The 11141-nt window shown below is 73.5% G+C and carries 9 protein-coding genes and 1 riboswitch; of the genes, 2 read left to right on the top strand and 7 right to left on the bottom strand.

The annotated features are described in order from the left end of the window. Positions 1–192 precede the first annotated feature (192 nt). The 3 genes from ABZ924_RS36765 to ABZ924_RS36755 all read right to left on the bottom strand — a co-directional run bounded on the left by ABZ924_RS36765 (position 193) and on the right by ABZ924_RS36755 (position 3548). Positions 193–1395 (bottom strand): MBL fold metallo-hydrolase, encoded by a 1203-nt coding sequence (locus ABZ924_RS36765; protein ID WP_361919790.1) that lies wholly within the window; start codon positions 1393–1395, stop codon positions 193–195. 179 nt (positions 1396–1574) lie between these two features. Continuing rightward, a complete protein-coding gene (locus ABZ924_RS36760) occupies positions 1575–2378 on the bottom strand; it encodes an SGNH/GDSL hydrolase family protein (RefSeq protein WP_361919788.1) in 804 nt (267 codons plus the stop codon). A gap of 195 nt (positions 2379–2573) precedes the next feature. Beyond that, the gene (locus tag ABZ924_RS36755; protein ID WP_361919786.1) at positions 2574–3548 is read right to left on the bottom strand and encodes a LysM peptidoglycan-binding domain-containing M23 family metallopeptidase; all 975 of its coding nucleotides are present in this window, start codon (positions 3546–3548) and stop codon (positions 2574–2576) included. 4 nt (positions 3549–3552) lie between these two features. After that, positions 3553–3737: riboswitch (cyclic di-AMP (ydaO/yuaA leader) on the bottom strand. Positions 3738–4080: 343 nt separating this feature from the next. Here ABZ924_RS36755 and ABZ924_RS36750 point away from each other — a divergent pair. After that, complete coding sequence (locus tag ABZ924_RS36750) at positions 4081–4899, top strand: tyrosine-protein phosphatase (RefSeq protein WP_361919784.1); 819 nt, start codon at positions 4081–4083, stop codon at positions 4897–4899. 81 nt (positions 4900–4980) lie between these two features. Continuing rightward, on the top strand, positions 4981–5421 hold the full coding sequence (locus tag ABZ924_RS36745) for an SRPBCC family protein (protein WP_361919782.1): 441 nt from the start codon (positions 4981–4983) through the stop codon (positions 5419–5421). A gap of 28 nt (positions 5422–5449) precedes the next feature. Here ABZ924_RS36745 and ABZ924_RS36740 read toward each other — a convergent pair whose 3' ends face one another. The 4 genes from ABZ924_RS36740 to shc are packed head-to-tail and all read right to left on the bottom strand — an operon-like array spanning position 5450 to position 10555. Continuing rightward, on the bottom strand, positions 5450–6862 hold the full coding sequence (locus ABZ924_RS36740; RefSeq protein WP_361919780.1) for an aspartate aminotransferase family protein: 1413 nt from the start codon (positions 6860–6862) through the stop codon (positions 5450–5452). Continuing rightward, positions 6859–7890, bottom strand: coding sequence for an adenosyl-hopene transferase HpnH (hpnH, locus tag ABZ924_RS36735; protein ID WP_361919778.1), 1032 nt, complete (start codon positions 7888–7890; stop codon positions 6859–6861). The genes ABZ924_RS36740 and hpnH overlap by 4 nt, the downstream gene beginning before the upstream one ends. A gap of 5 nt (positions 7891–7895) precedes the next feature. Continuing rightward, complete coding sequence (locus tag ABZ924_RS36730) at positions 7896–8645, bottom strand: 1-hydroxy-2-methyl-2-butenyl 4-diphosphate reductase (RefSeq protein WP_361919776.1); 750 nt, start codon at positions 8643–8645, stop codon at positions 7896–7898. Beyond that, positions 8645–10555 (bottom strand): squalene--hopene cyclase, encoded by a 1911-nt coding sequence (gene shc, locus ABZ924_RS36725; RefSeq protein WP_361919792.1) that lies wholly within the window; start codon positions 10553–10555, stop codon positions 8645–8647. Before shc ends, ABZ924_RS36730 begins: the two co-directional genes overlap by 1 nt. Positions 10556–11141 lie beyond the last annotated feature (586 nt).

The raw sequence follows: 11141 nt of genomic DNA, 5'->3' as shown, positions 1-11141 counted from the left end.
CCCGGGGCGGGCGGCCCGCCCCCCCCCCCCCCTCCCCGGCGGAGCCGGGATCCTTGGAGCGCCGCCCCAAACCCCGCGCCACAACCGCCGGCGAGGCTGAAATGACCCACCCCCGCTTCGAAAGCGACGGGTGGGCCGCCCGGCAAAACCAGCCCCCGGGGGCTGGATCGGGGGCTGCGCCGAGGCGGTCGGCTACGAGCCGACGGCCTCCGGCTCCTCGCGGGCGACCGGCGGCTGCGGCTCGGCGGCCGCCGAAAGGGCGGCTGCGGGCGCGGCGGGCCGCACCGGCGAGGCGGCGAAGGGGCGCCACCACGGCTCGGCCGGGGCGTCGGCGGCACCCGGCTCGAAGGGCTGCCCCGGGATGGGCAGGGCGACGGCGGCACCCAGCTCCTGCGCCGCGGCGACGGTGCCCTCGCCGGGCTCGTCCCACGGGTGCGGGGCCAGGTTGAAGGTGCCCCAGTGGATCGGCAGCATCGTGCCGTGCGGGATCCCGCCCTGGAGGTCGAGGTGGGCGCGCATGCCCTCCTCGGGGGTCATGTGGATGTCGGGCCAGTACTCCGAGTACGCCCCGATCTGGATCATCGTGGCGTCGAAGGGGCCGTGCGCGGCGCCGATCTCCTCGAAGCCGGGGAAGTAGCCGGTGTCACCGCTGTGGAAGATCCGGTGCTCGTCGCCGGCGACGACCCACGAGGCCCACAGGGTGTGCTGCTGGTTGCGCAGCCCGCGGCCGCAGAAGTGCCGTGCCGGGGTGGCCGTCAGCGACAGCCCGGCGATCTCGGTGTTCTCGTTCCAGTCGAGTTCCCGCAGCCGGTCCGCGGACACGCCCCAGCGCTCCAGGTGCGCGCCCACGCCGAGCGGGACGGCGAAGACGGTGTCCGTGCCGGCGAGCTCCTTGATGGTCGGCAGGTCGAGGTGGTCGTAGTGGTCGTGTGAGATCACCACGGCGTCGACCGGCCCCAGCGAGGCCAGCGGAACGGGTACGGGGTGCAGCCGCCGGGGCCCGGCGAAGGGGAAGGGGGAGCACCGCTCGCCCCAGACGGGGTCGAACAGCACGCGGCGCCCGTCGATCTCGGCGAGCACGCTGGAGTGCCCCATCCAGGTCAGGCGCAATCCGCTGACCGGCGGCTTCGCGAGCTCGGCGAGGGTGGTCGGGTAGACGGGTACGGGCGCGACGGGGCTGCGCCGGATCCGCTGCTCCTTGTGGAAGTAGATCTTGGCGAACTCCAGCATGGAGCCGGAAGGCCTGGTCCGGGCCCCCACCGGGTTCTGGAACACGCCGTCGGCGAAGTTCGGCGAGCGCCGGATGCGCTCCAGCCGTGCGCCGGACGGATCCGCGCCGAAGGCTTCGGGGCGCAGGGCGCGCAGCCGGGGACGCAGGGGAAGGGAGCCGGTCAAGGCGCCTCCTGGGAGGTGGGGCGGACGGGAGCAGGCCGGGATCAGACCCCGGCCCGCCACCATCCCAACGCCTCGCGGCCCCGAAGGATTCCGCAACGGACTCCGCAACGGACTCTGCAACGGATTCCGCAACGCCCCCTCCACTCCGCTCCGGTCCGGCCGCGGCCCACGCGAGCGGCCTACAGCGGCAGCAGGTCGGGCCGCTTCGCCTCGACGTGGTCCCCGGAGGACTCCCCGCGCAGCCGGCGCCCGATCCACGGCACCAGGTGCTCGCGGGCCCACTGGATGTTGTCGCGGGTCACGTCCACCGAGCCGCGCGGCTGCTGCGGCGGCCACGGCTGGTCGGGGTCGGCCGGCACCCCGAGCCCGAGCACCTGGGCGGCGCGCAGGGCGACCCGGGTGTGGCCCTCGGGCGACAGGTGGAGCCGGTCGTCGTCCCAAGCCCGCCGGTCCTGTACGGACTTCAGCGACCAGAGGTCGAGGACCGGGCAGTCGTAGCGGTCGGCGATGGCACGCACGTGCGCGCTGTACGTCGCGACCTTGCCCCGCAGGTGCTTGAGGACGGGCACGCCACGGGTGTCGAACCCAGTGGTGATCATGACCTGGCCGACGGAGCCGGCGAGGTCGGCCACGGCCGCCTCGAACCGCTCCGCCACGGCGTCCGGGTCGCTGCCGGGCCGGATGATGTCGTTGCCGCCCGCGCAGAAGGTCACGAGGTCCGGGGCGAGCTCCTTGGCCCGCGGGACCTGTTCGGCCACGATCTGGTCGAGCAGGCGCCCCCGCACCGCGAGGTTCGCGTACCGGAACTCGCCCTCCGGGCGCTGGTCGGCCAGGAGTACGGCCAGGCGGTCCGCCCAGCCGACGAAGCTCCCCTCGGGTCCCGGGTCCCCCACGCCCTCGGTGAAGCTGTCCCCGATCGCCGCGTACGAGCCGATGGTCCTGTTCGTCTTCTTCGTCGTCTCTATCGTCGTCGTCGCTGCCACGGGACCATATCCTTCACCGCGGCGCGTGACCTACGCCACCGTAGGAAGGGGTTGACGGACCGTGATCTTTACCACCGGGCGGGTGCGGAATTACAGCGCGTGAGGCCGGGGCCCCCCTCGGGTCCCGGCCTCACGCGGGTCTTCACACCGCCGCCGCCGCGACGGCGGCGACGGCGGCAACGGCGGCAACGGCCGTCAGATGCTGACGCCCTTCGAGCGGAGGTAGGCCAGCGGGTCGATGTCCGAGCCGTACGAGGGGCCCGTGCGGACCTCGAAGTGCAGGTGCGGGCCGGTGGAGTTGCCCGTGGAGCCGGAGAGGCCGATCCGCTGGCCGGCGGTGACGGCCTGGCCCACGGAGACGGACAGCTGGGACAGGTGGCCGTACTGGGAGTACTTGCCGTCCGCGTGCCGGATGACGACCTCGTTGCCGTACGCCCCGCCCCAGCCGGCCGAGACGACGGTGCCCGCGCCGACCGCCTTGACGGTGGTCCCGGTGCTCGCGATGAAGTCGACACCGGTGTGGTAGCCGCTGGACCACATGGCGCCGGGGGTCTTGTACTGGGTGGAGATCCCGCCGCCGACGGGGGCGACGAAGGCAGCGGCGACCGGGGCGGCCTCCGGGGCCTTCGCCACGGCAGGGGCGCCCTGGTCGGCGGCCGGCGCCGGGGACTTCTTCTTCGGCGCGGCCTGCGGCGCGACCTGCGGCGCAGCCTTCGGTGCCGCCTGCGGCGCGGCGGCGGGCTTCCCGGCCGGGGCTCCGGCGGGTTCCCCGGCCGCAGTGGCTTCGCCCTCCGCACCGAGGGTCAGCTTCAGGCCGGGGTGGATCAGCGACGGGTCGGTGCCGACGGCCTCGCGGTTGTCGGCGTACAGCCGCTCCCAGCCGCCCGGCAGGTGGCGGTCGGCGGCGATGGTGGAGAGGCAGTCGCCCGGCACGACCGTGTAGACGGACGGCGCCGCCCGGTCGGCGGCCTGGACGGCGGCGGCCGGCTGGGCCTGGAGCGACACCGGAACCCGCGGGGCGACCACGGGGGCGGCGGACGGGGCGGCGGCGTGGGCGCCGGCGGCGCCGATCAGCGGCAGCGCGAGGGCGGCGCCGCCGGTGCCGGCGAAGGCGAAGCCACGGGCTGTCGAGCGGGACTTGGGACGGCGGTGCTTGCCCTGAGCCGGCATGGCGCATTCCTCTCCGTCGCCTGCGAGGTGAGCTGTCGGGTTCGGACTGGAGATGTCCGGCCGAACACGGACCGAACGGAACGTGTACGGCTTCACCCCGAGCCGCTCCTCAAGGAAAAGATCCAAAAAGAAGCAGCGGCCTACCTGGTTCCCCCGCTCCTGCCGCACATGAATGGTCGGGTTGCGGTTTTCCGGACGGCGGCAGGATTAGGCGGTCCATCCGGATCGATCGCGAAGGTAATCCAGTACGGCATCACGGAACAAGCCATGAATTCCTGACGGATTCACAGAAGCGGGATTCCGGGGTAATTTCCGGTCACCCTCCGTCCATTCCGCACCGCCAACGGCCTTTCGCGCCGGGCCATTCGGGATCGACGATCAGGCACTCACGGTCACCGTATGATCTGGCTCACGCCGGTTGTGCCCGATCTGGCCACCGACGGCGGCAAGTTGACCCCAAGCAGTGCAATTCGGACACTACGACACACCACGACGCACCTCGACCCACCACGACAACGCCGGAGGAGTTCCCGTGACCCAGCAGATACCCCCGCCCCCGTCGGCGGACCGGATACCGGAGCCCGAACTGTCCGGAGTGCGCAACTTCCGCGACGTGGGCGGCCTGCCGACCGCGGACGGGCGAAGGGTCAGGCCGGGACGACTGTTCCGAAGCGGACATCTCGCACATGCCACCGAAACCGATGCAGAATTCCTCGCATCGCTCGGCCTCCACACCGTCTTCGACTTCCGCAACCACGCCGACCAGGTCCTGGAGGGCCCCGACGTCGAGCTGCCGGGCGTGCGCAACGTGAACATCCCGCTGTCCGACCCGGCCGACGGCAAGGAATTCTGGAAGATGGTCCGCGACGGCGACGTCGAGCAGCTCCGCGGGATCCTCGGCGACGGCAAGGCCGCCGCCCGGATGACGAACTCGTACCGCGCGATCGTCCTGGACCGCACCGCCGAGCACAGCCGGGTCCTGCACGCCCTCGCCGAGGACAGCGTCCCGGCGCTCATGCACTGCGCGGCCGGGAAGGACCGGGCCGGCCTGGCGATCGCCGTCACCCTGCTCGCCCTCGGGGTGGAGCGCGAGGCCATCACGGCGGACTACCTGGAGTCGAACGCCCCGCACCGCCGCTACCGCGTGCGCCGCGGCAGCGATGCGCCCGAGGCCCGCTCCCCCGAGGTCATGGAGCTGCTCGCCCCGCTCTTCGACGCCCGCGCCGCCTACCTCGACGCCGCCTTCGCCGCCATCGAAGAGCGCTGGGGCGGCGTCGAGCGCTATCTCGCCGAGGGCCTCCGCCTCGCTCCCGAGACCCTCGCCCGGCTGCGCGAGCAGCTCGTCCACTAGCAGCGCCGCCCCCTCGGCGGAATGGATCCGGCCCGGACCCGGTTGGCCCTTTCGGCAAGATCATCCGACGAGGGAGCCGAAGTGACCCGCACCGCTTTCACCCTGCCCGTCAACGGAGCCGACGGCACGGCCGAGCCCCGCCTCACCCGCGAGGACGTCTGGGCCGGCCTGGTGGCCAAGGCCGCCGACCCGCTGCCGTACATCCCCGCCATCACCGAGTGCACCGTGCTCTCCAGCGGGCCGCAGGGCCTGGTCCGGGAGATCGTGCTCGACGGCGACCGGTTCGTCGAGGACATCGTCTTCGACACCGGCCGCCGGGTGGCCTTCCACCGCTCCGACGACCGCGCCGTGTGGACGATCACCAACGACATCGACGAGGACGAGCGCGGCGGGCTCCTGCTCACCTTCGGCGGCGAGTACGCCGGGGAGCTCGGGCCGGAGGAGGCCGAGCGCCGGGAGGCGGCCCTGGCCGAGGCCGTCGCCCACACCCTGGACGTGATCCGCCGGGCCAAGGCGGCCTGACCGCCCGGCCCGGCCCGGCCGCAGGCCGTCAGCCGCCGCCGACGGCCTGCTTGACCAGGGTCCTGCCGAAGTCCCACATGAGTCCGCCGCCGCCGTGGGCCTCGTCCATGACCGCGCGGAAGGCCACCACGAAACGGTCGATGTCGGACTCGTCCACGACGAGCGGCGGGATCAGCTTGATGACCTCCAGGTGGTCCCCCGAGACCTGGGTCAGGATCCGGTGCTTCTGGAGCAGCGGCACCACGACCATCTGCGCGAACAGGCCCTTGCGGGCCGCCTGGAGCATCGTCCACCGGCTGCGCAGCCGCAGGGAGGCGGGCCGGCCGAACTCGATGCCGACCATCAGGCCCCGCCCGCGCACCTCGTGCAGCAGCTCGTAGTCGTCCACCAGGGCCGCGAGGCGCCCGCGCAGCAGGTCGCCCATGGCCCGGGCGCGGGCGGTGATCCCCTCGTCCTCCATGACGCTGAGCACCGCCAGCCCGGCCGCCATGGCCTGGGCGTTGGAGCCGAAACTGGCGGAGTGCACCAGCACCCGGTCCATGGACGAGTACACCCTCCGGAAGATCCACTCCCGGCCCAGGGTCGCCCCGACGGGGACGTAGCCCCCCGACAGCGCCTTGGCCACGCACACGAGGTCCGGCTCGACGCCCGGCTCGTGCTGGTACGCGTAGAAATCGCCGGTGCGTCCGAGGCCGGTCTGCACCTCGTCGGCGATCAGCAGCGCCTTGTGCCGGTGCAGCAGTTCCTGCGCCGCCGCGAGGAAGCCGGGCGGGGCCGCGTGCACGCCCTTGCCCTGGATCGGCTCGACGACGAACGCGGCGACGTCCCCGCGCCCCAGCTCCCGCTCCAGCGCTGCCAGGTCGCCGAGCGCGATGCGGGTGTCCGGCAGGAGCGGGGCGAACCCGTCGCGGAACCCGCTCTCCCCGTTGACCGAGAGGGATCCGGTGGTCAGCCCGTGGAAGGCGTGGTCGCAGTAGAGGATCCTGGGCCGCCCGGTGGCGTACCGGGCGAACTTCAGGGCGGTCTCCACGGCCTCGGTGCCGCTGTTGCCGAAGAAGACCCGCTCCAGGTGGGGGCTGTACGCGAGCAGCTTCTCGGCCAGCAGTCCGGGCAGCGGCGGGCAGTCGAAGCGGGTCAGATCGGCGAGATCGGCGTCGAGGACGTCGTGCAGGGCGCGGCGGACGACGGGGTGGTGGCGGCCCAGGCCCATCACCCCGAAACCGGCGAGCATGTCCAGGTAGTCGTTGCCTTCGGCGTCCCAGAAGTGGGCGCCCTCGGCCCGCTCGTAGACCCTGTCGAAGCCGATGGTGTGGAGCATCCGGGGCAGCTGGGGGTTGAGGTGGCGGGCATGGAGCGCGTAGCGCTCCGCGCCGCGCTCGGCCAGCAGGGTCTTCAGGTCGAAGCCCGTGCGGCCCTGCGGCGGGGTGGCGGGGGTGCTCATGACGAGGCGCCCCGGTTGCCGCCGAGGGTCTCCCGGGCCGCGCGCAGGGACTCCTTGAGCGACCCCATGGTGGCGAGGACGGCGGTGGGCTCGTAGCCGCAGTGCGCCATGCAGTTCGCGCAGCGCGGGTCCTTTCCGCGGCCGTAGGCGTTCCAGTCGGTTTCCTCGATCAGCTGGCGGTAGGTGGGCACGTATCCGTCGCTCATCAGATAGCAGGGGCGCTGCCATCCGAAGAGCGAGTAATTCGGAATGGCCCAGGCGGTGCACGGGAAATCGGCCTTGCCCTCGAGGAAGTCCAGGAAGAGCGGCGAGTGGTTGAGCCGCCAGCGGCGCCGGTTCCCGCCCGCGAAGGCCTTCTTGAAGAGTTCCCTGGTCTGTTCGACTCCGAGGAAGTGCTCCTGGTCGGGTGCCTTTTCGTAGGCGTACGCGGGCGAGATCATCATTTCGTCGACCTCGAGGTCGTCATTGAGGTAGTTGAGCACCTCGATGACGGTCTGCGGGGTGTCCGTGTTGAAGAAGGTGGAGTTGGTGGTCACCCGGAACCCGCGCCGCTTCGCCTCCTTGATGGCCGCGACGGCCTCGTCGAAGACGCCTTCCTTGGCGACCGACTCGTCGTGCCGCTCGCGCAGTCCGTCGATGTGCACGGCGAAGGCGAAATAGGGCGAGGGGGCGAACTTCTCGATCTTCTTGCGGAGCAGCAGGGCGTTGGTGCAGAGGAAGACGTACTTGCGCCGGGCCACCAACTGCCGCACGATCTCGTCGATCTGCGGGTGCATCAGCGGCTCTCCGCCCGCGATGGACACCATGGGAGCGCCGGACTCCAGGACGGCCCCGACGGCCTGGGCCACCGGCATGCGCTGCTTGAGCACGCCGGCCGGATGCTGGATCTTCCCGCAGCCCTCGCAGGCCAGGTTGCAGGCGTAGAGCGGCTCGAGCTCGACGATCAGCGGGAACTTCTCCCGCTTGCGGAGCTTTTGTTCGAGCAGATAGGTCCCGACCCTGATGGACTGTCGCAGCGGCATGGCCATCTGGCTCACCTCCTGGGGAGCAGCAAAGAACGGTGCCAGTCATAGAAAGCGGGCATTACGGCACGCAGTACGCGGAAGGCAGATATTCCACCGCGGACCGTGCCGATACGGAGGAGCTCGTGCTCCGGAGCGTCCACGATCACCCGGACGGCCGCAACCGGGCGGTGCGGTCCGGGGGGCCCCGGTGGCCCGGGAGCCGCGGGAGGTCCGGGCGGCCCGGCCCGGGTGGCGGTCCACAGGGTGGCCGCGGACTCCATGTCGACCGCGATGGCGCCGCCCGCCCGCAGCCGGGCGCGTTCCTGGCCGCGGACGACGTGGTCGGAGCCGGTCAGCGCGCCGGTGTGCACGGTGCGGCCCGGTGCGACCCGGGCCAGTGCCTCGGCGAGCAGGGCCGTCCCCGAGCAGGCGACGGTGCCCCGCGGATCGCGGGTCTCCTCGGCGACGACCAGGTCGCCGGGGTGCATGCCCGGGACCAGCCCGGCGCAGAACCCGGTGGCCAGCACGGCGGCCCCGCGCAGCACGGGCTCGGCGAGGGCCCGCCCGACGGCCCGCTCGGCGGCGCGCGGACCCATGCCGGTGCGCAGCAGGGCGTACCGGTCGGGGGCGCCGCGCTCGCCGCCGCTGCGCAGGGCCGCCCGCTCGATGCGCAGGGCGCAGGCGACCAGCAGCGGCACGGGCGCGGGGTCGGACCGCGGGTCGGACCGCGGATCGGGCCGGGGGCCGGAGCGGGGTCCGCCGCCCCGGGCGGCGGCCATCAGGACGCCCCGGGCGCGAGCGGTTCCCCGTACAGGTAGCGGCCGAGCGCGGTGAGCGGGAACACCTGCCGGTACAGGTGGTAGTTGATGGAGAAGTCCCACGGGAAGCCGGTGCCGGTGAAGTACGGCTCGTCCCAGGAGCCGTCCGGGGCCTGCGTCCCCACCAGGTACCCGATGCCCCGCTCGACGGCCTTGCCGTCCCGCTCCCCCGCCGAGAGCAGGGCCATCAGCGCCCATGCGGTCTGGGAGGCCGTGGAGGCGCCCTTGCCGGCCCAGGCGGGGTCCCGGTAGGAGCGCTGGTCCTCGCCCCAGCCGCCGTCCTCGTTCTGTACGGACTCCAGCCAGCGCACGGCGCGGCGCACGGCCGGATGGGCCGGGGGGATCCCGGCGGCGGCGAGCGCCGGCAGCACCGAGCCGGTCCCGTACACGTAGTTGGTGCCCCAGCGGCCGAACCAGCTGCCGTCGGGCTCCTGGTGAGCGAGCAGCCAGGCGATGCCGCGGCGTGCCCGCGGGTCGGCGGCCCGGCCCTCCACGGCGAGCATCTCCACCACGTGGGCGGTGACGTCGGCCGACGGGGGGTCGATGACCTCGCCGAAGTCGCAGAACGGCAGCCGGTTGGGGAAGGGGCTGGTGTTGTCGGCGTCGAAGGCGCCCCAGCCGCCGTCCCGCGACTGCATGCCGAGGGTCCAGGACACGGCGCGGGCCACGGCCGCCTCGGCCCTGGCCGGGTCCGGGTGGCGGATGCGGCGCAGGGCGAGGACCACCTCGGCGGTGTCGTCGATGTCGGGGTAGGTGTCGTTGTGGAACTCGAACGCCCACCCGCCTGGGGCGAGTCCGGGCCGGCGCACGGCCCAGTCGCCGGTACGGGTGATCTCCTCGGCCAGCATCCAGTCGGCGGCCTTGACCAGGGCCGGGTGGTCGGGCGGCAGACCCGCGTCGACGAGGGCGATCGCGGCGAGGCAGGTGTCCCACACCGGTGACTGGCAGGCCTCGACCATGCGGACGGGGCCGCCGGGGGTGCCGTCGGGCCCGGGCGGCTCCTCGCGCCAGACGGCGAAGCGGTCGAGGGACTCCAGCCCCGCCCGCATGACCGGGTGGCCGAGGTCGTAGCCGAGCAGGTGCAGGGCGATGACCGAGTAGACGGCGGGCGGCTGGATCCCGCCCCAGCAGCCGTCGTTCTCCTGCCGCTCGACGATCCAGCGGGCGGCCTTCGCCATCGCCGCCCTGCGCAGCGGGCGCGGGGCGATGCGCCGGTAGAGGTGCAGGGCCTTGTCCATCCGCTGGAAGAGGCCCTCCCAACTGGCCATGGGGGCCGGGCGGGTGGCGGGGCGCGGCCGACGGGCATCGGTGTGCAGCTCGTCCAGGGTGAAGGGAGCGGGGCGGACGGGGCGGTGCGCGGAGACGATGGTGAGCGGGACGATGGTCTGGCGGGCCCAGCAGCCGAAGTCGTAGATGTTCAGCGGCACCCACGACGGCAGCAGGACCAGCTCGGGCGGGATTTCGGGCAGGTGGTCCCAGCTCCACCAGCCGAACAGGGCCAGCCAGATCCGGGTGAAGACGCGGGCGCCTGCGATGCCGCCGTGCGCCCGGATCCAGGCGGAGGCGCGGGCCATGTGCGGGGCGTCGGGGGCGTCGCCGGCCAGGCGCAGGGCGACGTACGCCTCGATGGTGGCGGAGAGTTCGGGCGGGCCGCCGTGGAAGGTGGCCCAGGTGCCGTCGTCGCGCTGGTTTCCGCGGATGTGCCGGGCGGCGGCCCGGGTGACGGCCTCGTCGCGGATGCCGAGGAACTGGCGCAGCAGGAGGTCCTCGGCGTCCATGGTGACGTTGGTCTCCAGGTCGCCCTTCCACCATCCGGCCGTGTCCTGGCACTCCAGCAGGTGCCGGGTCGCCCGCGCGGCGGCCTCGTACACCCCGGGAGGAACGCCTCCGGGGCCGGGGTCGGCGCCGCCGCCGCGGTCCGGGCCTGCGGCCGGTGCCGGGCCCGTACGCATCTGCCCGCCGTCACGGGCCGGGTGCCGGATCCCGCTCCGTTCCCGGGGCGGAGCTGAGCCGCGTGCGGGCGCGGCGGCGGCCGCCGGCCCGTCCCCGGGTGCGGCCTCGAGCCCGCCCCCCGGCGCGGGCACGGGTTCGGGCACGGCGACCGGCTCGATCACGGCCGCGGCCACGGGCTCGGGCACGGCCACGGGCTCGGGCACGGCCGTGGTCACGGGCTCGGATGCGGTCACGGCCGCGGGCTCGATCACGGCCGTGGTCACAGGCTCGGATGCGGCCACGGCCGCGGGCTCGATCACGGCCGTGGTCACAGGCTCGGATGCGGTCACGGCCGCGGTCACGGTCTCGGGCTCGAACACGGCCGCGGTCACGGGCTCGGATGCGGTCACGGCCGCGGGCTCGATCACGGCCGTGGTCACAGGCTCGGATGCGGCCGCGGGCCGGGGCTCGGACCGGGCGGCCGGGGCGTGGCCGGGCCGGTGGGCGGCTGCGCCGCAGGGCGGC

This window comes from Streptomyces sp. NPDC046876 (assembly GCF_040645035.1).
In the GTDB taxonomy this organism is placed as follows: Bacteria; Actinomycetota; Actinomycetes; order Streptomycetales; family Streptomycetaceae; genus Streptomyces.
The sequence above is the reverse complement of the archived record's forward strand: the minus strand, read 5'-3'. Positions and strand labels throughout refer to the sequence as shown.

What these genes read in the sequence shown, in the direction of transcription:
- ABZ924_RS36755 (WP_361919786.1), bottom strand. Translation starts at nt 3,548, where the DNA reads ATGCCGGCTCAGGGCAAGCACCGCCGTCCCAAGTCCCGCTCGACAGCC.
- ABZ924_RS36740 (WP_361919780.1), bottom strand. Translation starts at nt 6,862, where the DNA reads ATGAGCACCCCCGCCACCCCGCCGCAGGGCCGCACGGGCTTCGACCTG.
- hpnH (WP_361919778.1), bottom strand. Translation starts at nt 7,890, where the DNA reads ATGGCCATGCCGCTGCGACAGTCCATCAGGGTCGGGACCTATCTGCTC.
- ABZ924_RS36730 (WP_361919776.1), bottom strand. Translation starts at nt 8,645, where the DNA reads ATGGCCGCCGCCCGGGGCGGCGGACCCCGCTCCGGCCCCCGGCCCGAT.